The organism is Flavobacterium hydrocarbonoxydans, from assembly GCF_009789235.1.
Lineage (GTDB): Bacteria > Bacteroidota > Bacteroidia > Flavobacteriales > Flavobacteriaceae > Flavobacterium > Flavobacterium hydrocarbonoxydans.
In genome coordinates this window covers 109,629-131,791 of sequence record NZ_WSTB01000003.1, presented here as the reverse complement: position 1 = coordinate 131,791, position 22,163 = coordinate 109,629, and the positions used below count along the sequence as shown (strand labels likewise).

18 protein-coding genes and 1 tRNA gene are annotated in these 22,163 nt (G+C 30.5%); 15 read left to right on the top strand and 4 right to left on the bottom strand.

Features of this window, described 5'->3' with window-relative positions; genetic code table 11:
• Positions 1 to 129 precede the first annotated feature (129 nt).
• The 4 genes from GON26_RS06600 (at position 130) to GON26_RS06585 (ending at position 6,249) form a co-directional block, all read left to right on the top strand.
• On the top strand, positions 130 to 1,965 hold the full coding sequence (locus GON26_RS06600; protein WP_160373951.1) for an AAA family ATPase: 1,836 nt from the start codon (positions 130 to 132) through the stop codon (positions 1,963 to 1,965).
• On the top strand, positions 1,946 to 2,980 hold the full coding sequence (locus GON26_RS06595; protein ID WP_160373950.1) for a hypothetical protein: 1,035 nt from the start codon (positions 1,946 to 1,948) through the stop codon (positions 2,978 to 2,980). The genes GON26_RS06600 and GON26_RS06595 overlap by 20 nt, the downstream gene beginning before the upstream one ends.
• 162 nt (positions 2,981 to 3,142) lie before the next feature.
• Complete coding sequence (locus tag GON26_RS06590) at positions 3,143 to 4,357, top strand: SIR2 family protein (RefSeq protein WP_160373949.1); 1,215 nt, start codon at positions 3,143 to 3,145, stop codon at positions 4,355 to 4,357.
• 5 nt (positions 4,358 to 4,362) lie between these two features.
• Positions 4,363 to 6,249, top strand: coding sequence for an ATP-binding protein (locus GON26_RS06585; protein ID WP_160373948.1), 1,887 nt, complete (start codon positions 4,363 to 4,365; stop codon positions 6,247 to 6,249).
• Between the two features lie 51 nt (positions 6,250 to 6,300).
• Here GON26_RS06585 and GON26_RS06580 read toward each other — a convergent pair whose 3' ends face one another.
• Both GON26_RS06580 and GON26_RS06575 read right to left on the bottom strand, forming a co-directional pair.
• Positions 6,301 to 7,215: an ImmA/IrrE family metallo-endopeptidase gene (locus GON26_RS06580; RefSeq protein WP_160373947.1), complete on the bottom strand. Its 915-nt coding sequence runs from the start codon at positions 7,213 to 7,215 to the stop codon at positions 6,301 to 6,303.
• Positions 7,212 to 7,568, bottom strand: coding sequence for a helix-turn-helix domain-containing protein (locus GON26_RS06575; protein ID WP_160373946.1), 357 nt, complete (start codon positions 7,566 to 7,568; stop codon positions 7,212 to 7,214). Before GON26_RS06575 ends, GON26_RS06580 begins: the two co-directional genes overlap by 4 nt.
• A 496-nt stretch (positions 7,569 to 8,064) precedes the next feature.
• On the opposite strand from GON26_RS06575, the gene GON26_RS06570 reads away from it, so the two are divergent.
• From GON26_RS06570 to GON26_RS06560, 3 genes are read left to right on the top strand one after another with little or no spacing between them, the layout of a single operon-like run.
• Positions 8,065 to 9,198, top strand: a complete 1,134-nt coding sequence (locus GON26_RS06570; protein WP_160373945.1) for a multiubiquitin domain-containing protein — start codon at positions 8,065 to 8,067, stop codon at positions 9,196 to 9,198.
• Positions 9,182 to 10,561 carry a ThiF family adenylyltransferase gene (locus GON26_RS06565; protein ID WP_160373944.1) on the top strand — a complete coding sequence of 460 codons (1,380 nt, stop codon included), beginning with the start codon at positions 9,182 to 9,184 and terminating at the stop codon, positions 10,559 to 10,561. The genes GON26_RS06570 and GON26_RS06565 overlap by 17 nt, the downstream gene beginning before the upstream one ends.
• The gene (locus GON26_RS06560; RefSeq protein WP_160373943.1) at positions 10,561 to 10,932 is read left to right on the top strand and encodes a DUF6527 family protein; all 372 of its coding nucleotides are present in this window, start codon (positions 10,561 to 10,563) and stop codon (positions 10,930 to 10,932) included. Before GON26_RS06565 ends, GON26_RS06560 begins: the two co-directional genes overlap by 1 nt.
• 80 nt (positions 10,933 to 11,012) lie before the next feature.
• Here the strand turns inward: GON26_RS06560 and GON26_RS06555 are convergent, their stop codons facing one another.
• The gene (locus GON26_RS06555) at positions 11,013 to 11,204 is read right to left on the bottom strand and encodes a hypothetical protein (RefSeq protein WP_160373942.1); all 192 of its coding nucleotides are present in this window, start codon (positions 11,202 to 11,204) and stop codon (positions 11,013 to 11,015) included.
• 421 nt (positions 11,205 to 11,625) lie between these two features.
• Here GON26_RS06555 and GON26_RS06550 point away from each other — a divergent pair, with 421 nt between their 5' ends.
• The 8 genes from GON26_RS06550 (at position 11,626) to GON26_RS06515 (ending at position 21,465) form a co-directional block, all read left to right on the top strand.
• Entirely contained in the window at positions 11,626 to 12,972 is a 1,347-nt protein-coding gene (locus GON26_RS06550) for a tyrosine-type recombinase/integrase (protein WP_160373941.1), read from the top strand.
• A gap of 47 nt (positions 12,973 to 13,019) precedes the next feature.
• Positions 13,020 to 14,336, top strand: coding sequence for a hypothetical protein (locus GON26_RS06545; RefSeq protein WP_160373940.1), 1,317 nt, complete (start codon positions 13,020 to 13,022; stop codon positions 14,334 to 14,336).
• Positions 14,337 to 14,433: 97 nt separating this feature from the next.
• Entirely contained in the window at positions 14,434 to 14,715 is a 282-nt protein-coding gene (locus GON26_RS06540) for a helix-turn-helix domain-containing protein (protein WP_160373939.1), read from the top strand.
• A 130-nt stretch (positions 14,716 to 14,845) separates the two neighbouring features.
• On the top strand, positions 14,846 to 17,257 hold the full coding sequence (locus tag GON26_RS06535; protein WP_160373938.1) for a hypothetical protein: 2,412 nt from the start codon (positions 14,846 to 14,848) through the stop codon (positions 17,255 to 17,257).
• A 128-nt stretch (positions 17,258 to 17,385) separates the two neighbouring features.
• Entirely contained in the window at positions 17,386 to 17,877 is a 492-nt protein-coding gene (locus GON26_RS06530) for a hypothetical protein (protein WP_160373937.1), read from the top strand.
• Positions 17,843 to 18,037 carry a hypothetical protein gene (locus tag GON26_RS06525; protein ID WP_160373936.1) on the top strand — a complete coding sequence of 65 codons (195 nt, stop codon included), beginning with the start codon at positions 17,843 to 17,845 and terminating at the stop codon, positions 18,035 to 18,037. The genes GON26_RS06530 and GON26_RS06525 overlap by 35 nt, the downstream gene beginning before the upstream one ends.
• On the top strand, positions 18,018 to 20,696 hold the full coding sequence (locus tag GON26_RS06520; RefSeq protein ID WP_160373935.1) for an HD domain-containing protein: 2,679 nt from the start codon (positions 18,018 to 18,020) through the stop codon (positions 20,694 to 20,696). Before GON26_RS06525 ends, GON26_RS06520 begins: the two co-directional genes overlap by 20 nt.
• A gap of 181 nt (positions 20,697 to 20,877) precedes the next feature.
• Positions 20,878 to 21,465 carry a hypothetical protein gene (locus GON26_RS06515; protein WP_160373934.1) on the top strand — a complete coding sequence of 196 codons (588 nt, stop codon included), beginning with the start codon at positions 20,878 to 20,880 and terminating at the stop codon, positions 21,463 to 21,465.
• A gap of 620 nt (positions 21,466 to 22,085) precedes the next feature.
• Here GON26_RS06515 and GON26_RS06510 read toward each other — a convergent pair.
• A tRNA-Arg gene (locus tag GON26_RS06510) sits at positions 22,086 to 22,159 on the bottom strand.
• Between the last annotated feature and the right edge of the window lie 4 nt (positions 22,160 to 22,163).

Here is a 22,163-nt window from a genome sequence, read left to right as displayed (position 1 = left end):
TGTCTTAACAGGAAATGTTTTATATTAGTAACCTTAAAAAAAACTGCTTTGTATTTTCTACTTAGCATAGTAGTGGCAATAAGTAAGAAAAGGTCGAAAAAAAAATCAATCAAATACAATTTTAAAAGAATGCAAATACATTATATCTGGATAAAGGAATTCAATGCAATTAAAGAAGCAGGGGTGAATTTATCTTCGAAATTCCTTATCCATATGGATGAGAGCTTTTCATTAATTATCAGGGACAATCCCGATTACATTGATCATTTTTTCAAGGAGAAAAACGTAACTGATGTAAGTGCAATCATTGGAAAAAACGGAACAGGGAAATCCAGTGTGCTTAAATATATTAAGGATAATTTTCCTGATGGATTAAACAGTAGGATACAGCATGATATAATTGTCTATTCATCTGATGAAAAATATTTTGTGTCCTGTCCCGAGTCAATGACAATAGAGTTAAAAAATAGTACGGACTGTGATTTTAAAATGAAGAAATATAAAAAAGTACGCTCTTCAGATGGATTGGTTAATGCCGAATATATTTATTACAATTATCTTTTAGATTATAATGAAGACTCTACTAATTGGCACGGACTAAAAAATATTTCCACAACAGCAATGCTTCTCAAAGAGCGAACAAGGATATTGGGTGAAATCAATCAGCCTTTGGAATTCACAAGAAAACAGCTTGCTGAAACAAGTGAACTACAGCGATTACATATGATTGAAGTTTATCAGGCAGTAGTTTTTATTACCAGAACAGAACAGGAACTGCCATTCGAAAAACCTAAGTCTCTGCATATCATGCTTGATGTTAGTGAGCAGGACTATTTTCTCGAAGAGGGAGGGAAAAATCAAAATGTTCCAAGTATGCTCAAAAAACTTAATGGTATAATTCCGAAATATAAAAGTACAAGTGAAGCCTTTATAGGAAACTTATGGTACTCGGTATTTATTAACTATCTGATAGCAGAAAGAAAATATACAGCTAACAATCCATATTTCCACGGAATAGATTTTGAAAAAAGCGACAGTCGTGACAGTTATATAACACGTTTTTTCGGCAGTATGTTGGGAGTAACATTTCCCTATGAAAGTGATGGTAAGATACATCATGTACGTATAGAAAAGTTAGATAATCTTTCCGTACATGTACCTTTGTTCATCACATTGATAACTGAATTAATCGAAGGAAACATTATAACAGTTAAAAATGAAAGAGAGGCCTATTTTAACTTGAATAAAGGAGCTGATGCAGACTTTAAAGAGTTTCAGAACTTATATACTGCCATCAAAGGTATTACCTCATTTATACAATTCAGATGGCACTCGCTGAGCTCGGGAGAACAGTCCTATTTATCTTTAATGTCCCGGTTTTATTCACTAGTACATGAGCAGACAGACCGTATGAGAAATGGTATTGTTATTTTAATTGATGAAGGAGATACAGGCTATCATCCTGAATGGCAGAGAAAGTTTTTTAAAAATACTATAAGGTTTTTAAGTTCTTTGTTTCACGGCCATAAAATCCAGCTTATTTTCACATCTAATGCTCCTTTTTTAACCTCGGACCTTCCTAAGTCAAATATTCTCTTTGTAGAGAAGTCAGCAGATGGAAAACCGTTTTTTCTTGAAAAAGACAATCATAACGCAAACACTTTCGCGGCCAATATTCACACACTTTTTTCAGATTCTTTTTATATGGACGGGATGTTGATTGGAGAATATGCGAAAGATAAAATAAATGAAGTCATAAAATACCTTAATGATGAAACAGTTGTGCAGAGCAATGATAATTATAAGAAAATAATCGACAGTATTGGAGAGCCTGTTCTGCGCAAAAAACTTCAGGATATGTGGTTTGAGAAATTTGGGCTCCAGGAAAAATTGGAAGTATTAAAAAGGCAGGTTGCAGAAGTAGAACAGATAATTAAAGAAAATAATGGTAAAAGTTCCCTATAGTCTATCGGAATTAGATCAGATGGCAATTGCTTTTTATAAAGATATAGTCAAGGAATTTGACATTCTCAAACAGCTTACAAACTGGAAGAAGGATGAGATGAAACCTGTGATGGATCATCTCGCGTCGCGCCTTGGGACAATAATATGCGGGAGGCCTGATCAGTTAGAGGCGGAAATACAGCTTATTCAAAGTATTGCCTATACCGCAAAACAGAATTATAAAATTAAGAATCCGCTCAATTCAAAAGGCAGACCTATTACAGATGCACAGTTAAATGCATGGTTTAAAGGTGAAATATTTAAGGTTTTCGACTATGACTTAACGGTAGATTCTTTTACCAAAAAAGATTCAGGAAGACTGGCTTACAAACTTGCCCGGAAGCTCAATATGAACACCTGTCCGTATTGCAATGCGAATTATACTTTCACGATAAGGAAAAAGAAACTCAAGGCACGTCCACAGTTCGATCATTTTTATAATAAGGGGAGATATCCTTATCTATCGCTGTCCTTTTATAATTTAATCCCAAGCTGTGCCCTTTGCAACTCAGGGGCCCTAAAAGGGCAGAAAGTATTTTCGCTGGCAAAAAACATTCACCCATATTTAGAGTCCATAGAAAATATATACCAGTTCAGGACAAAAATCGATGCTGTAGATTTTCTTGTGTCTTCAAACAGCTTTGAGCTAAAAATGGTCTTATGTGCAAAAATGAAAAAAAGCGATCCGTTATCTATTAAAGCTAAAGGAAACATTGAGGTCTTTGCTTTAGATGACCGCTATAAATATCATAAAGATATAGCAGAAAGTGTTATTAAAAATTCTTATATCTACAGTAATACGGCTGTCGAAGACTTATACAAAACATTTGAGATAAATGGAAAAAGAATTTTTAATTCTGAACTCGAGGTGAAGGAACTTATAGTCGGTAACTACTTGAGCTCGGCAGATTCACACAGACGTATACATACCAAACTGGTAAAGGATATAGCGGAAGAGTTCGGGCTTGTAATTTAGGTCAGTAATTGATGTTTTTGTAGCAAGAGAGTATAAGCTTCATAGCTTAAAAACAGTATAAATACCTGTTAAAGTTTTATTTGTTTATCATATATTACAGGCAAATTTAGATAAAGTAATTTAAAGTTATTTGTAGATAATTTCTCTAAAAGTTATTTAATTATGGACAACGAAAATATTCTTAAGATAATTGAAAGCAGCCATTTCAATTTTTTAATTGGCTCGGGTGCCTCAAGAAATTATTTAGAAACACTTTCAAATATAGAAACTCTATTAACAGAATTAGATAAGGAATCACATGAAGATAAATTAGAGAAGTGGTACAAAGTGTTAAATGTGTCCATTAAGTATTGGTACTACGAAAAATGTATTAGAGGAAATATTAAACTGATTCAAGAAGATTTTGCTCTTTCTCCTGAAAAAGAAATTGAATTTAATGATACCAACAAAAACTATATTGATTTTTTGCAGGCTTTAAATGTGTTGGTATTAAAACGACGAAATAAACTTCTTCCGAAGGAAGTAAATATTTTTACTACCAATATGGATTTATTTTTGGATGTAAATCTAGACAAATTGGGACTGGAGTTTAATGATGGATTCAGTGGTAAATTTAATCAGACATTTGATACTTCTAATTATCAGAAATCTTTTTTCAAAAATAGCTCTCAGTATAGTATTAGTTCTGAACTACCTCTTTTTAATCTATTTAAGCTTCATGGGTCTATAACTTGGGACAAAAGCAGTGAGGACGTAATTCGTTATAATGAGAATGCTGAAGTTTTAATAAATTTAAATAAAATAACATTTTCGGACGATGAATTGATAACCTTAGTTAAGGATGATGGTGGAGGAATTATTCCCAGAGATTATTTTGAGTTAAAAAATGAACTTATTAAAAGAGATTTCACGGATCTCGACATTGCCTCATATGAAAAGTTTATTGAAGAGTATGATAAGTTGGTTATGATAAACCCGACAAAAGAAAAGTTTGAAAATACCACACTAAGATTAGAATATTATGAACAGATGAGGATGTATTCAAATATTTTGGAGAGAGAAAATTCTGTAATGTTTGTAAGTGGGTTTTCTTTTGCAGATGAACATATAAAAGAAATAACCAGAAGAGCCTTAAATTCTAATCCAACCTTGTTAATAATTGTTTTTAATTTTAGTGATTCAGGAAAAACGTATATAGAAACGCTGTTTCCTAAACTGAAGTATAAAAATTTATATACAGATCTTATAGGATATGATTTTAAGAAAGTAGTTTCATCAGTTTTCTTAAAACTAGCTTCTCGATTTGACTTATCAATTAATTCAGAAGATTCTGATGAAGATAAAAGCAAGATTGATACGGGAAAGGATAAAAAGTAGCGGTAATGATAAACGAAGTAACAAATAACAATCTAGTAGCAGAATCAGTTCTAAAAATAGGAGCTGTAAGCGAAGTAAAAGGAAAGAATATCTTAGTAAAAGTTGATAAAAATAAAAATGCGCCACATCTCCTTTATGATGGACGTATTATCAAAAATGTTTCTGTTGGTTCGTACGTCAAAATCGGAAAAGGCTTTAACGAAGTTATTGGAAAAATAGAAGGGGAGTTTATATCTGAAGATATAAATCTCGAAGCTAATAATTATAGTGCCCATAGAAATAAGATTAAAAGATTTCTAAATGTTACCCTTGTAGGATATATTGAAAATAATATATTTCGTCAAGGACTGAAAGAACTTCCGCTAATAGATAATGACTGCTTTCTATTGAATGATTTAGAATTTAATTGCATTCATAGCTTTGCCAGAATTGATGAGGATAAAATCAAAATAGGAACTTTACTTAATGAAACAAACACAAGAATTGAACTTGGAGTTGATAAACTTTTTGCCAGCCATATAGGAATTTTTGGAAATACAGGAAGTGGTAAGTCATATACTTTGTCTAAAATTTATTATGAACTTCTTAATAAATATAAGGATAATCAAGAATTTAGAAATAATGCAAAATTCATACTTATAGATTTTAACGGTGAATATGCTATTGAGAACGAAAATGATAATATAATTATTGATAAGGAATTTAAAAACCGTTTTTTCCTCTCCACATCCAAGTTTGATAAAGATAGATTTCCTATTCCGGAATCTGTAATTAATGATTTAACATTCTGGTCAATACTATTAAAAGCAACAGATCAGACCCAGAAACCTTTTCTTAATAGTTGTCTGGTTAAAAAATATTTAGTAGATAATACAAAAACAGAAGCAGGTATTAAAGGCCTTATTTATAATACTGTTGCTGCTATTTTGACGCAAGGAGGTAAAAATTTGGACAAAGATTTTCATATCTTTTTTCTTGACGAAATTCTGAGACTAAATAACATAACGGGGATGTTTCCAAATATAAAGGAGGTTAAAAACAAATTAAAAAGTGGGCTTCGTATTGAATTTGGTCAATATACTTTATACAATATTAAAAGCAGTGATAATTCACTTGCTTTTTTGCAAAGATTGAATGAAATAATTTACTCCCTTACAATTGACTTATCAAAAAATAATGCTTTTGTTAAAATCAGAATTCAAATAATAATAAATTATTTCGACGTAATAACTAAAGGGTATTATTCAAAAGAGCATATTGGACCTTTATATAATAGATTGGAAAGTAAGTTTTCTGAAATTACAAAAGTATTTGCTGTTATAAATGAAGACAAGATCATAACAAATAAAAAACCGTTAGTAGTTATAAATCTGAATGATGTAAATGTTGAGATGAAAAAAATAATTCCATTAGTTATCTGCAAATATTATTATGAGTTCTTTAAAACAAGCAATCTTGATAGACAAAAATATTTAAATATTATTGTGGACGAGGCGCATAATATTTTGTCGCGTAACTCAATTAGAGAAAGCGAAACATGGAAAGATTACCGATTAGAAACTTTTGAAGAAATAATTAAAGAGGGTAGAAAATTCGGAGTCTTTTTAACTATATCTAGCCAGAGGCCTTATGATATATCCGATACAATAATATCCCAGCTACATAACTATTTTCTGCATAGATTGATCAATAATAAAGATATTGAAGCGATAGGCAGAACAGTTTCTTATTTAGATAAAATATCATTTGACAGCCTATCAATATTACCTCAAGGAGGATGTATTCTTGCAGGACTGTCAGCTGATCTTCCTGTTGTAATGAAGATAGATAAACTGTTAGATCAGTATAAACCTCATAACGAAACTATCGTGTTAACATCAAAATGGAAATAATATATTTTTACTTTAATATATTATGACATATGTAATTGAACAGGCAAGCAACTATTTTAAAATTATTTTAGTTTTGGCCCTATTTTTCTCACCTTTTGGAAAAAAGAACACAAAACTATTATACGTATTATTAAAGAAATGATAGCTTGCTTTTAGGTCTTCTCCTTCTTTTGTGTTTAAAGAAATTACGCCATTTTCATGAAATTTCTTTTTAAACTTAAAGTCTTGAACAAAAGACCATTTAAATCCAAATTCATCTGGAAGTTGTAGTTCACCAAACTCCTCTAGGAATTTTTTTGAGTAAAATAAGTCTCTTGTAGTCAATGTGTTTACAAAACCATTTTTATTTACTGGATGGTTTAAAACAAGTAAAGCACATTTGTTTTTTGATTGTAAGACATAATTTCTAAAAGAGGAATGTACCGATGCGCCAAATTTTTTACTTATTTCCATAACCGCTCCCAGTCCTAAACTTAACTTTTCACACTCTTCTAGAAATCGATCATGTTGAAATAGTGTTAATGATGCGAAATAGTTAGCTTCTGCTTCAAATTGTTCATCATACTCTTCACTTAAAGTTTCATCGTTATCTAAAGCTAAGATGACTTCATTTTGCCATGACAAAACACCATGACCAATTTCATGTAATTTTACAAAATTCTTTTTGCCAAGATTTTTATCAAGCTCTGCATCAATGTATATAGTTTTCTCTTCTCGATAGAAAAAACCTTTTATTTTCGAAAGAGCATGCATTAGGGCTTTTTTGGAAGGATCAACTAGTTTTTCTTTGAATGAGTCAAAAAAAGAATCGTCAATATTCTGTAAGTCTATTTTGTTATCAAGCGCAAAATCGGAATATGATAAAATTTTGTCTACTGGTGTAGGGAAAATATCGAAAGATTTGCTTTCTTTTAAAATATTATGTGATATTTTTTCAATTTCTTTACGAGTAAAATCATCTATCATATATTACTTTTACGTGATTTAATAAATTCTAAATATTTTAAAACATCATTTCTTTCTTCTTCCGTTAGGTCTTCTGCTCGAAAAGCTATTTTTTGAGCAAAGCTTAAATTAATTTCTTCCTGGCGGGCTTCTTTTTTATCTATCATTTTTGCATTTGAAAGAAGTGTTTTTAGGGACACTTTATATAAAGATGATAGTTTTGATAAGATATTAACTGATGGGTTTTTAATCTTATCATTTTCTAGCTGGCTAAGATAAGCATTAGAAATATCTGTCATTTCTTCTACTTGTCTCAATGTAAGCCCTACATTTTTTCTTGCATCTTTTAAAGATGCTCCGAGTGAACTCATCATTGTTTTTTCTGCAAATATACATTATTTGCTTAATATATCAAGCAAGATTCTAAATTAAATCTAAATTTATAAAAAATAATTGCTTGATATATTTAGATTTTTATATATTTGCAGAGTAAACTTTTAAAATCATTACTTAATAATTTTAGCTTTATGCATGGTAATGTGAAAATAAGACAGGAAGTAGAAATGCGAATAAATAATGACAACAATTAAAATAAAAAGAGCTGATAAAAGAAAAAACCCAGAACCGTTTGCACCGGCGCTGGGCTACATTACGAGGAAATAAAGTTTTGACGGACTTCTCATTGACAGGCTTATCACCTAAGTCAACCTCTTATCTCGTGGTTACAAAGTTAAACGTTTATTTAAACTCTACAAGTAATCCCGAAGATTTTGCACTGTAGTAAAATAAAACATACTCCTTTACTACAGAATCTATGGAGATTATTTTTTGTATTTTTTATTAATGTCGAAAGACTAAAACGTAAACACTATGTCACAAGAATATAGATTAAACGATAAAAAGTTTGAATCTCAAGATTCAAAAATCACTGGAATGGAAATCCTTCAAAGAGCCGGATTGGTTCCAGTGGAAGAGTATGAATTACTAATAAAGGTGAATGAAAATGGTTTTGAACCAATTCAGCTTTCAGAAATCATTGATTTAAGAGCGCCTGGTTTGGAAGGCTTTTACTCCAGACCCTATGACAAACTGATCATCCATGTTGATGATGCCGCAGTGCAGGTTTCAGAATCATTTATGACACCGAACAAAATCCTTGCAGCTGCGGGAAAAGTGGTAAAAGACTTTTATCTAGTACAGCGTGAGGGTGAAATTGAAATTGGGTATAAAAATGATCGTGAGCATAAGATAGCGATAAAAAACGGTGCAAGATTTTTATCTTACGAAGTTGAAATCATCGATGTTCACGAGCATTGCCAGAATGGGCAACCTGTTCCTCCAGACTGCAAGTACAGAATAAGCATCGATCGTGAGCCATATGTGGTTGACGATGCTTGTTTAACTGGTAGAGAGATACTGCTACTGACCAATAAAACTCCTCCTGACAGATTTCAGCTGCGCCAGAAATTTAGAGACGGGCGTGTTGTGACCATAGCAAACGACCAGAAGGTTTGTTTTACAGATCCTGGAATTGAAAAGTTTAAAACTATTCCACTGGATCAAACCGAAGGTGAGCCAAGAAAGTTGCGTTTTGAATTTGATCTGCTTGACGAAGATCAGGCATTTCTTTCTGGACTGAAATTACCTTTTGAAACGGCTAAATTAGGACAGGAAAACTGGGTGTTAATCCACAATTATCCAATTCCGGAGGGTTATAATGTCGCAACTGTATCCATGGGAATCAGGATGGTCAGCGGATATCCAACGGCGGGTCTTGATATGGTTTATTTTTTTCCTGCTTTAAGCAGGGTTGATGGCAAGCCAATTGGCGCGCTGACACCGCATGCATTGGACGGAAAGTCTTATCAGCAGTGGTCAAGACATCGTACCCCTGCAAATCCATGGAGACCGCAAGTTGATAATTTGAGCACCCATGTGCCTCTGGCGGATTTTTGGCTGGAAAATGAATTCATAAAAAGACCTGGTCATGCTATATCAGCTTAGAATTGCTGGTGAGCATTATAAAAGCCTACAGCAACATCTTTTTCCCGGAGACGGGAAAGAGGCTGTTGCGGTAGCTTTATGTGGAAGGTATGAAAGAGATGGTGTATCCATTCTGCTCACCCATCAGATAGAACTCATACCTTATGATGAATGTGAACGTGACCCTGAATTTGTGCATTGGAAAACCCAAAGGATTATTCCCTTTTTAGAACGTGCGGAAAAAGAGAATCTGGCTATTTTGAAGATTCACAGCCATCCTGGCGGTTATATGCAGTTTTCTGATACCGATGATCAGTCCGATGGTGAGTTGTTTCAATCCGTTTTTGGCTGGTGCGATCATGATGGTGTGCATGGATCAGCGGTTATGGTGCCTGATGGTCAGGTTTTTGGCAGGGTTTTTACTCCAGCGATGGCAACTTTCGCATTTGATAAGATTTCCGTTGCTGGAGATTCGATCCGCATTTTTGACAATAGTACAGTAGAACAGGATGATTTTTCGATCCGCACAAGACAGGCATTTGGTGAGGCTACTTACAATCAACTGAAAAAAATGAAAGTTGGTATTGTTGGATGTTCTGGAACTGGGAGTCCTACAATTGAACAGTTGGTTCGCTTAGGAGTGGGGACTATTGTTATTGTTGATCCTGATACAGTTGAAAGGAAGAATCTTAACAGGATTTTAAATACCACCAAGCAGGATGCAGACGCTTCTAGGTTTAAAACAGAAGTGCTAGCTGAGACTATTCACAGAATGGATTTGGGTACTAAAGTTGTTACCTATAGTGTTAATCTCTATGAGAGCCGCGAAGCAATGGAAGAGCTCATTACGTGTGATGTTATTTATGGATGTGTAGACAGTGTAGATGGCAGACATTTAATAGCGCAGCTGACCAATTTTTATTTGATACCTTTCTTTGATCTGGGAGTACGTCTTGACGCTGACGGAAAAGGAGGTATAAAAGGAATAACAGCAAGTGTTCATTATATTAAACCTGGATGTTCGACATTATTTAGCCGTAGATTGTATACACAGGAGAGGCTGTATAGCGAAAATTTAAAGCGCCAGAATCCGGCGGATTTTGAAGATCAACTAAAGCAAGGTTATGTCCATAATGCAAATGTTGACCGTCCTGCAGTAATTAGTATCAACATGCAAATAAGTGCCATGGCTGTGAATGAATTACTGAATCGCCTGCATTTATTTAAGGATGATGATCCGGAAAATTATGCTAAAATAACGATGGATTATACTGGTGGTTGTATTATTAATGAAGCTGAAAGTAATTTTGAACAAGATGTTGCTGCTCAAAAGTGGGTCGGTAGAGGAGATTACAAGCCTTTTTTAAGATTAACCGGATTGTGATGAAAAAAATCATAAGGTTTTGGAGATGCATCTTTGCAACATTTAGTTCCTATTGGGTGCATATATGCAATATTACAAATTCTGTAGATGCTGCAAAATTTAAAATCCAATTTGCTGATGATACTCCAGATGAAATTGTAGAAGGTATTATTTTTATAGTTCAAGATGGTAATTTGCCTGAGTCTTTAGCTTTTCAGTGTCCCTGTGGATGTAAAGCTAAAATAATTTTGAATTTGTTGCCAGATGCAAGCCCTAAATGGAGTTATATTATTGATAAAAAAGGTTTAATTGATATTTATCCATCAATTTGGAGAAAAATTGGATGTAAAAGTCATTTTTTTGTCCGGAAAAGTGATGTCAATTGGATATGATTTAAAAAGTCGCTGTTTTATAACAGTGGCTTTTTCTTTTAATTTATTATGAGCAGGTATTGTTTTGTGGAGATTTAATTTTAATCATTTGTCTTTTTCTTATTCGTATTTTTCTCTAAATAATGTTGCATATGCATATTAGCCAGCTTCCTAAGAAAATATAATATTTCTTCTGCGCGCTCAACTGTTACATTCATTCCTTCCTTTTTAAGCATTTTTTGTGCCTTTTTTGGAGAAATTTTTCCTTTGTATTGCTCATCTCTATAATTCATAATTTAGTTTTTTAGTGTTAAATTATTCTTAATGTAAAGATAAATTAAAATTTTTATATCTGTAAATCAGCATGTTAAGTTTGGTTTAAATTCTGAGTAATCACCTCAACAGGATGTCTAAACCGTGCATTTAAGTAGGATAAAGAATATAAAAACTACATAAAAAGCATAAAAAAAAACGTTAAAACTTAAGTTTTAACGTTTTTTTAGTAGTGACCTCGACTGAACTACAATAGTTGCAAAATTACAAAATCAATTATACTAGCATTTTGTACAAAAGTACTGTAAAATATCAATAAAATCAATACTTTACAGAAATGTTTATTTTGATTTACTTTGCAGTAGTTTGATGTAATTTTCATTTTACCGTACAAATACCGTACAAATAAATTATATTTGTATTATTCAAATACTTTATAATATGGCTACGGTTAACTTTTTGTATCGCTCAACTAAAGACAAAGCAAATTTGCATTTACGTTTATTGTATCGTTTCAATGATACTGATTTTGTTATTGGAGCAAATACAAAGTTTGAAATTGGTTACTTCAATTGGTTTGGACATCATGCTGAAATTAAAGCGAACAAAGAAAAGGGTATTAAAGAAATCAAAATCAAAGGCTCAAAAGACCCTGACATTTTAAATAGACGTTTAGAAGTAAATACTGAACTTAACAAGATTGAAAACTACATTTTAAAAATTTTCAATTCTGTTAATCGTGATGAGGTAAATAAAGAATGGTTGCAAACTCAAATTGATTTTTATTACAATCCACCAAAGGAAGCAGAAGAACTACCAACGGAACTTTTAAAGTACTTTGATTATTTTATGGAAGTCAAAAAAAATGAAATAACAATTGGTACTCAAAAAAAATACAATGTTTCAAAACACTTATTAGAGCGTTATCAAAAAACATTAAATCACAAAATTAAAATTTCTGATATAAACGATAAATTCAAAATGGATTTTGAAAATTATTGTTTAAAAAACAATTATGCTTTAAATACTATTTCAAAGGATTTAAGAACTATTAAAACAGTTTGTAATCACGCAAAGCATAACGGTATTACTACTAGCCACCAATTAGATAAAATTAAAACACCTCAGCATAAGACTGAAAAGATTTATTTAACCTTTGAGGAACTTACAAAGATTGAAAACATTGACAAAAGACGTTTAAATGATAATTATGACAATGCTAAAGACTGGTTAATTATTAGTTGCTATACAGGACAAAGAATATCAGATTTTATGCGATTTGATAAATCAATAATTAGATACGAAAAAAACAAACAAGGCGATTTGAAGCCATTTATTGAGTTTACACAAGTCAAAACCAATAAAGTTATGACAGTTGCATTACACCCTAAAGTAATTGAAATTTTAGAAAAAAGAAATAATGATTTTCCTAAACCTATTTCAGACCCAAAGTATAATTTATTTATAAAACAAGTTTGCCGTATTGCTGGATTAACTGATGAAATAAAAGGCAGTAAATTAACAGATTTGAACCAAGAAGATAAAGCCGAAAAGAAAACCAAAAATAAAGATGAGGTTAAGCAGTATCGCAAAGAAATTGGAATGTTTAAAAAATGGGAATTGATAACTTCGCATATTGGCAGACGTTCATTTGCAACAAATTTTTACGGAACTATTCCCACTACTTATTTAATCAATGTTACTGGGCATAGTACCGAAGCGATGTTTTTAAATTACTTAGGAAAAAGCAACAAGGATTTAGCAATGGAAATAACAAATTACTTTTAAAAATAAAATTTATTATAGATCACATCTTTTACATTAATACAGGCAAAATGACAATAAACGAATTTATCGGAAAATATAAAAGTGATAACTTTAGTAGTTACATCAAAGAAAATGCGACAATTGATTATTGGAATGACTTGATAAAGACTTACAAACTCGAAAAATTAAATTTTACATCAATTGAATTACTTGCGTTATCACTTAATTCGGAACTTTTAGAAAATGGTAATCTTTTAGGAGTTAGGTTTGACGGTTTTTGCGAAAGACAGATTAAAAAAATTGAAATTGAAAATCAATATCAACCAAAACAAAATGAAAAAAAAGTAAAATCGTTAGGTATGATTGAAAAACTTCACATTGGTTTTAAAGACATTCATAATGAAAAAATTTACAAACTTGACTTATCAGAGGAGCAGAAAAAGGCATTGGGACTTAATAACAATAAAAGTGATAAGTCTATTTGGGATTATTTTGATGCATATTTGAGTGATAAAAAGTTAAAAGAGCATCTAATTACTGAATTTCAGAAATCTATCGACAAAACTTTGCCAAAGGCAGTAAAAGAAAGTTGTTTGTATTGCACTGGAAATGACAAGACTATTAAACAAGAAGATAAAAAGTGCTACAATTACCTTGTAGAAGGGCAAATGAATGAGTTTTTTGCTGTGTGGTGGTTTGTTAATATCGTGGAAAACAATAAGCAATTACTGTTTGAAAAAGAAGCATTAAAAAAGTTATCAGTTAAACTTTATGAATGTTTTTTATTTAAAGATGGTCGAGTATTTTTTGATTTAAAAAAGTTGACAATGTATTGTTTAGAACAAGGTTTTTTAACATTGAGTAATATTTTTGCAAAAAACGATAAAATTCATAGCTTAGAAATTATTAACAGAGCTATTGATGATTTAGATAGTGAATATTTAAGTATCACAATGTTTGATAAAGGCAAGCCTTATCACATAGAGCCTCAAAAAATGTTTTTAAAGAGTAAAAGGAAATCTATTAAGGAACAACTTAAAATTGATAGATTAAAGAACAAACAAACCCCACCTCAACAAACTGAACCTTTGTTTAATAATGAGGCTAAAAAAGAATTACACAATCATATATTTAAAGATAATGCCTTTGTTGTTTGGGAACGTCTTTTCGAAAACTTTAATATCAATGAAACCAAAAGAACAGATTTAAGATTTATGTATGAAATTATGAAATATAAAGAACAAATACATAAAACAGTTACCGTCAAAAATATTACAGATTGGATAAATGATACTTATCAATTTTCAATAGAAAAATTACAATACACAAATATTAAAAACAAGTCAAACGAAAGCAGAATGAGCATATACAATCTAATTAAATAAAGGGTACAAACCGTACCCAAAAAGGTACAAAACATAGTCTTTAAGGGTACAAACACAGTCAAATATTTGCAATGTTATTAATTTAAACATTGTAAAAATGCAAAATTCAATCTTACTTCAAAATTTAAGTCCTGAAGCATTAACAGAGTTAATCAAAGCGGGTGTAAAAAGTCAATTAGAGGACTTTAAAAACAGTTTCAATACTCACAATCCTGATGAGTTATTAACCAGAGAACAGACGTGCGATTATTTACAAATAGACAGCTCTACTTTGTGGCATTGGACAAATAAAGGCAAAGTTGTTGCTTATGGAATTGGAAACCGCAGATACTACAAAAAAGCGGAATTATTGGAATGTTTAATTCCTTTAAAAAAATAGGACTATGCAAAGTAGATATTTACAAAGTCCTTATTTTGAGGTATTAAAGCAAAGCAAATTTAGTGTTTTTAGTGCTTTTAAGCAAATCATTTACAGTATTGTTTCAAGTGTATTTATTAAAATATAAGCTATGGAAACGGCAACAAAAAAAGCCGTACCCAAAACTTATATTCCTGAATGGATTAAGTTAGATTTTTATAATAATTCTAATTTAAAAACCGATATTCAAAACCGTATTTCAAAGAATATCGAAACTGATTTTTTGGACGCTTTAAACAATATGAAAGGCGACAATAAAAGCGGTTTTGGTGTATCGTTTTCAGAAATTACACTTTTGGCTATGGCTTATTTTTATAGTGAAATTTTCACGTATAAAATAAAAGACAAGTACTATACAATTGAAATGGTTAAAGGGTTTATTGATGCTAATAATTTAACAACCTATACGGCAATTTATGAATTAGATGAAAAGTTCTATTCATTAGTTGATGCGCCATTATTCAAACATTGCTGGCTAATAATACAAAGTGCTTGGTTTTTTAATTCTCAATATTTTGGACATCACCAGCATATAGATTATGTTAATCACTACATAAATACTGGAGAAAAGCTACCTATTGATAAGTATAATTTTGATCGAAATTATTTAGACAAAAAGTATAGTGATGTTGATAATAGAAAGTCAAAATCAATGCCGATTAATGGGTTTACATTGGTTAGTCAATGGTATTACGGTATTTTGTTTTTAATATGCAAAGAATTGAAATTATCAACTTCTCATTTTAATATTTCAGTTAAAGACCATAGAGAATATAATCCATTGCCTAAAACGTCAAGGCAATTAAGACCATTAGCGCCGTTTAAGTTAATCGAATGTGACATAAAAAGTGCGTTCCCTACATTTTTAGACGTTGAAACAGGAGCGAATTTAAAAGATGACATTTATAATAATTTGATGCTTACAAAAGGCATAACAAGGAGTGAAGCAAAGATTTTGTTTAATACTATTTGCAATAGTGGTAAATATAAAAGTAAAGAGTTTACAAAGGCTTTTTTCTTAAATTGTGGTTATACAGATGAACAAAGTACAGGTTTGTTATACTATACGCATAACGAAAAATATAAATTTATTTCGTTTATGACTGACCAAGAAGAAACCGCAATAAATAATGTTGTAAACATTAATAATTTACAGCGTGGCGCACGGCTTCACGATGCACTACTTTTTATAGATGATAAAACAAAACCGCAAATTTTAAGAGTAGACCCAAATTGTGATTTTGGTTTGAAAGAACTTAACAGACCAGTAATAAGAGAAAACTTCTATTTATCAGACAAGCGATTGCCGTATGCTTACATTAATAGTTTGCCAAATGGTTTAAATATGGTAACTAAACACGATTTCAAAAAACCTCAAATCAAAGGCAAAACGGATACTTTTATAATATACATAGATAATTTTGAGTACATAAGTGCTGGCTTTAATCTAAATAACTACAATGATTTTGTTGAAGAAATAAAAGAAGAAGTAATCAATTTAAGCGAAACATTAATCTATTCACGTAAACAATTTGTTGAAAATCCAAATCAAATTTTTATTTCACTTTGTGAAAATATGTTAGATGTTTTGTTTCATTTGAATAAACGTAAAATAAAGCCTTTAGAACTTGAATTAATATTGAAGCACATAAGAAGACAAAGTAATTATGTTTTTAATGTTAGAGCGACTTATTTACGACTGATTAAATACAATAGCAATGGTTTTGATTTAAAGAACTTTAGAAAACGTGATTTTGATATTGTTGGAAAACCTCAATTCAAAAAAAATATTGATTTTTTAAACGAAAAAAATAAAGCAATAAAAGAGATTAATATTTTATTGAATTATAAAAATTTGATTGATTTAATGCGTGAACGAATTCAAAATAATGATTACGGTTTTTTGAGTGAGAATACTATTATAGGGCATAAACGAAATAATTTATTGACGTATGCTATTGTTAAGAAATTTAATTTGTTATGTACTGGAAGTTTTTATAAACCAAGAAAAACAAAAGTTTGTAACGTCTTTATTAATGATACTATAAAGAGCTTACAAACATTTGGAATAAGCCAAGACAATAAACAATCTGTATATCAATTATTTTTGATTTTAAGCAAGATTGCTGGAGCAATTACAGAATTGGAAATTCAAACTGATACAGAAATTCAAAACCAGTTAAAACTTGAATTGATTGAAGAAGTTTTGAAAATTACAATAAACAATATTGATGCTGGAGTAAATTGTTTTGAGTATTTATATCAAGCAATGCCAACAAAAGAAGTTAAGTTTAATACAGATATAGAAAACAGTTTTGATACGGATTTAAGTAAAAGTATTTTTAATTGTATTTCTACTGAAGAAGCATTTTATAAAGGCGAACCGTTTTTTACAGAATATTTAAAGTATCATAAAATTGAGGAAAGTAAACAAGCTATAAAGCCAATAAATAAACCAAATCAAAATTTAATATTACCCGAGTTTGATTTTGATAATTTATAAAGAAAAATATATATATTTGGAAGTAAATAATGTTTAAAAAATCCTATCACACATTTCTACCCAATTTGAACGGCTTTGTGTCACACGTATAAAGTTAACAGCGATACTCAAACCAAAAATATCAAGACATGAAAGTTACTGAAGAAAAAATTATGAAAATCGGCGGTTTCGTCGCTTTAGGAATAATTCTAAGCTTAATATTAACCTACTGGCTCATGAGTGGAAAATCTAAAGAAGAATTAGAAGCTTTTAGCAATATGTTTGGAGGTTTGAATACCTTATTTTCTGGTTTAGCTTTAGCGGGAATAATTCTAACAATACTTTTACAGAAAAATGAGTTAACACTTCAGCGACAAGAGCTAGTTGAAACAAGAGAAGAACTTAGACGAACAGCAGAAGCTCAAGAAAGAGCAGAAAGGGCGCTAAATAGACAAGCAGAAAATTTGAAAATTTCAGCTAAGCTTTCAGCAATGAGTACACTTGTAAATTACTACGGCGAAGAAGTATCGAGCAACAAAGGTGTTTTTGGTCTACAAAACGAGTATTCAGACCCACAAAAAAAAAGAATGGAATATATTCTAAAAATTGAAGAAATTCTCAGGAGAAAAGAACTTAATTAGATATAATGTAAAATCTACTACAATGTATTGGGATGATTTGTCAAATCCGAAAGTAGGAATTGATTTATTGCTAAACCGCTTGTATCTCGGGAACGTTGGCGGTAATTGGAAAATAGACCGATTAAACAAAATAAACATTAATGAAAAAATTCTTAGATAAAATTAAAGATTGTGCAGATTTCAATTACAGTATTGAAAAATGCGAAAAACAGATTACCCCAATTTTGCAAGGATTCATAACGAACTTTCCTGATTATACCGACCATTCTATAAATCATTCAAAGTCTGTTATTGTTTATGCTGAATTAGTAATGGGTGAAGAACTTAACAAGCTTAATCAAGACGAGATATATATATTTATAATGGCTGGTTTTCTGCATGATATTGGAATGTGTCCAACGCCAAAAATGAAAAGCAGAATATTAGAAAGTCATAAATTTATTGAAAGCAATAAATCATTTGAAAATTACTTAAGAGAAATTCATCATGAACTTTCATTTGAATACATCACAACTCATTGGGAGAAATTAGGAATTATAAATGAAACCTATGCGCATGCTATTGGAATGGTTGGCATGGGACATAGAGTTGTAAATCTCCTGAATTTTGAAGAATATAAACCTGAATTTATAGTGAAAAGCGGAACTGATTACGTCTGCCTTCCGTATTTAGCTACAATCATAAGAATTGCAGATGAACTTGATATTACAAATGATAGAACACCTGACTTATTATATAGTGAGTATCTTCCTGAAAATATAATAAGTAAGAAAGAGTGGGATAAACACAAAGCTAACTATTTTGTCAATTTCCGGCACCAAACAATAAAAATTACTGCCAAATGTTCTGATAAAGACATATATTATGCTCTTCTTAAACATTACAAGAAAATAGAAGATGTCATTAAATACGTTCAAAAAGTTATAACAATGTTACCTTCGAATGAAAGGAATTTAAAAATTGATTTTGTAAAACTTGAAAAAGACATTCAAACAATTGGGTTCATTCCAAAAAATATAGGTTTTTCTTTTGATTTACAAAACACTATCAATACATTCATTGGTGCCAATATTTATGACAACAAATTTGTAGCAATCAGAGAGTGTTTGCAAAATTCCATTGATAGTTGTAGATTCAAATTACATCTCAATAAATCTGACTACATACCCGAATTGTGTGTAAAGTTAAAAGATAATATGCTAATAATATCTGACAATGGAATTGGAATGGATGACTTCATTGTAGAAAATTACTTCGCGAAACTTTCAAAAAGTTATTATGCAGAAAGTAAAATTTCAGATGAATTTGAGGCTATAAGCCAATTTGGGGTTGGAGTGTTTTCATACTTTTTACTTTGTGATTATTTTGATGTTGAAACAACACAAGACTCAAAAGAGACATTAAAATTTCGAGTTACAAAGAATGCTGAAAATTACTTTTACTTTTTTGATTCTACAAATAAGTCAAATGTAGGCACAACAATAACAATTCACCTATCCGAAGAATTAGAAATTGATGAATTAGTTAAACAAATAAGACATTATATCAGGTTTTTAGATTTTCCTATTAAAGTTGTTTTTAATGAAAATGAAGAAATAGTTAATTCACAAATATTTGAAGTTGATAAAGTTATTTTACTTGAAAAAAATATTGAACGAGAATACAAAAAAGTTTTAAAAGATTTAATAACAGTTGATGCAGAGTTTTCGGATGAATATTGTGAAGGAGCGCTAGGTTTATTAATGAGCAAAGAGGACAATACATTCATTCCAATTAAAGGATATGATGCTTTAGGGACATATAGAACTTCTGTAATTGAAGTATCTCAAAAAGGAATTTATGTAGGTAGTTTTCAGAGTTTACAAATTAAAAGTATATTAGGTAAAATAAATCTAAAACATAAAAATGAAATAGATTTAGGAAGGTATAAAATTAAAAACGGAAACGTACTTGATGAAATATACATGAACTTCTACAAGATAATTTTAAAGAAAGTGTTCGATAATTGGAAAAACAAAGAAGCTGAAACAAGATATAAATTATGTCGAGATTTTATTGGTTATTACTTTGAATCTTATTTGATTTATGATGAAGAAATCTTGAGTTTAATGCACAGTAATCTATTCGTTAAAGTTTATGATGGTAAGGTAATTAACCATATACCTATAGAAGAAACCTTCAAATTTGAAAATATAGTTGTTTTAAGAAAGGAGAGTCCATTCGATCCTATCGCAACCTATAATGACATTGATTATTCTACAGTCTATAAACAAGTTAATTGTCCGATAATTATTGAAAATTGGTCGCCAACAGCTTCATTTATTCTAAATATTTTTAAAGCTAGAAAAAATTTAATTCGCATATCTTGCACTGAAAAACATTGGTTTTTTAAAATTTCACTACAGAAAGTTGCTACCTCAAATGATTTTGATGAAATATCATCGAATAGTTATAGAGCTTCAGAAACTTATTTATTTGACAATGCACAACACATTTGTGCATCAACAAACATATCTACTGAGACTCCTTTAAATTTAAATAATAATATTGTTAATTTCTATCTTAGAAATAGAAGTAAAAATAAGAATAACAAAGAGCTTTTATTAGTTTACAGAGATTTCTTTTATGAATTAGGCTCTTTCTTTTTTAATTTTCATAATTATTATAATAAAACACAACCAAAAGCTGTCGATGAAATAAATTACTTTAATAGTTTATTAAATAAGATAAATAAATATGAAGGCACAAGTTTTAAATTATCTCAACAAGATTTCCCAAATTGGATGAACGAAAAAATAAAATGGGAAGAAATAGAATAAAACTACAGCCAATAGCTACAACAGATTTAGGATTTGGGTTAATAGAAAAATGGTTTTGCATTTTGGATGATTTAGCAAATACTAGGTTAATATTACTTGTATTTAGGTCATTAGTTTGATTTTTTGTATTTTGCCTATGAAAAAATTAATTATTATTCCTTAATATTTTAGGTTATTCTCTATGGGACGTTACGCAAATTATCCATCAACGATTGAAGACTGTTTGTGTTTATCAATCAAGAAACTAAAAGAATGGGATTACTTAACTTATAATGGTACTAAATCGGGTACAGTAAGCTGGAGCAGAAACGGAGTGCCATATTCTAATATAGGCATTTCCGTAACCAAGAATGATTTTGAAATTTATATAATTTTAGATTATAAAACAGATGGAGAACCGAGAAATTATAAAGTTAAAATTATTAGTACACCATCGAATTTAGGCAAAGGAGAAATTTTATATTTTGTTTGTCCAAACACAAAAAAGCAATGCAGAAAATTATATTTGCATAGTGGCTATTTTTTACATCGAGAAGCGTTTAACGGATTAATGTATTCAAAACAAATAGAAAGTAAAAAGAATAGGGATTTAAGTAAAATATTTGATGCGTGTTACCTTTCAGATGACGTATATGAAGAACGTTTTAAAAAGTATTTTAAAACGCATTACAACGGCAAAGAAACGAAACGTTTCAAAAGGCTAAATAATAAAATACTTAAAGCTGATAGTTTTCCAGTAGGAACAATTGAAAAATTATTTATGATGTAAAAGCATATCCGTTCAGAGATGAGCGGTTTTTTTTATGGTTTAATGCTAACCGTAATCTTACCGTTGTGAATAATCATTAATGGTTTTTTAATGATTTGTTTTGCACTATCTGTTACGCGTAATGAGATAGGGAAATACAATATGCAACTATCTGTTACGCGCGTATAGGTCAAATTAATATCAAAAGTAAAACGATACGCGCGCGCGTAATGGTTCGGAAATAAAGAGTTCATTCCTATCTATTCGCGTGCGTAACGATTTGATTAATCAACTTTTTTCAAATTTAATCCATTAGCGTAATATTAGGGTCAATCCTCATCGTAACTTCACCGTTAAAAATATCATTAATGATTTTAAATGAATATATCCCTATCTCATCACGTGTACAGAGTGCGCAACTAATAATTAAGTTGTAATATCAAACACAATGCAATTAAATCTGTATTGGTATTTTGATTTGGTGCAAAAAGTGTAAAATTGAAGTTAAAAACGACAGATTTATTTTGCCGTGAATCGTACTTTTTATGGGAACTTTAAAACTATAATACAAAAATCGTACAAATATAGAAATAAAAAATCCCTAAACTACCGATAATCAGTATGTTTAAGGATTTTATTTGTGACCTCGACTGGATTCAAACCAGTAACCTTCTGAGCCGTAATCAGATGCGCTATTCAGTTGCGCCACGAGGCCTATT

Excerpts from the sequence above, each read along its gene's own strand:
- GON26_RS06600 (WP_160373951.1), top strand. The coding sequence starts at position 130 with ATGCAAATACATTATATCTGGATAAAGGAATTCAATGCAATTAAAGAA.
- GON26_RS06595 (WP_160373950.1), top strand. The coding sequence starts at position 1,946 with ATGGTAAAAGTTCCCTATAGTCTATCGGAATTAGATCAGATGGCAATT.
- GON26_RS06590 (WP_160373949.1), top strand. The coding sequence starts at position 3,143 with ATGGACAACGAAAATATTCTTAAGATAATTGAAAGCAGCCATTTCAAT.
- GON26_RS06585 (WP_160373948.1), top strand. The coding sequence starts at position 4,363 with ATGATAAACGAAGTAACAAATAACAATCTAGTAGCAGAATCAGTTCTA.
- GON26_RS06580 (WP_160373947.1), bottom strand. The coding sequence starts at position 7,215 with ATGATAGATGATTTTACTCGTAAAGAAATTGAAAAAATATCACATAAT.
- GON26_RS06575 (WP_160373946.1), bottom strand. The coding sequence starts at position 7,568 with ATGATGAGTTCACTCGGAGCATCTTTAAAAGATGCAAGAAAAAATGTA.
- GON26_RS06570 (WP_160373945.1), top strand. The coding sequence starts at position 8,065 with ATGTCACAAGAATATAGATTAAACGATAAAAAGTTTGAATCTCAAGAT.
- GON26_RS06565 (WP_160373944.1), top strand. The coding sequence starts at position 9,182 with ATGCTATATCAGCTTAGAATTGCTGGTGAGCATTATAAAAGCCTACAG.
- GON26_RS06560 (WP_160373943.1), top strand. The coding sequence starts at position 10,561 with ATGAAAAAAATCATAAGGTTTTGGAGATGCATCTTTGCAACATTTAGT.
- GON26_RS06555 (WP_160373942.1), bottom strand. The coding sequence starts at position 11,204 with ATGAATTATAGAGATGAGCAATACAAAGGAAAAATTTCTCCAAAAAAG.
- GON26_RS06550 (WP_160373941.1), top strand. The coding sequence starts at position 11,626 with ATGGCTACGGTTAACTTTTTGTATCGCTCAACTAAAGACAAAGCAAAT.
- GON26_RS06545 (WP_160373940.1), top strand. The coding sequence starts at position 13,020 with ATGACAATAAACGAATTTATCGGAAAATATAAAAGTGATAACTTTAGT.
- GON26_RS06540 (WP_160373939.1), top strand. The coding sequence starts at position 14,434 with ATGCAAAATTCAATCTTACTTCAAAATTTAAGTCCTGAAGCATTAACA.
- GON26_RS06535 (WP_160373938.1), top strand. The coding sequence starts at position 14,846 with ATGGAAACGGCAACAAAAAAAGCCGTACCCAAAACTTATATTCCTGAA.
- GON26_RS06530 (WP_160373937.1), top strand. The coding sequence starts at position 17,386 with ATGAAAGTTACTGAAGAAAAAATTATGAAAATCGGCGGTTTCGTCGCT.
- GON26_RS06520 (WP_160373935.1), top strand. The coding sequence starts at position 18,018 with ATGAAAAAATTCTTAGATAAAATTAAAGATTGTGCAGATTTCAATTAC.
- GON26_RS06515 (WP_160373934.1), top strand. The coding sequence starts at position 20,878 with ATGGGACGTTACGCAAATTATCCATCAACGATTGAAGACTGTTTGTGT.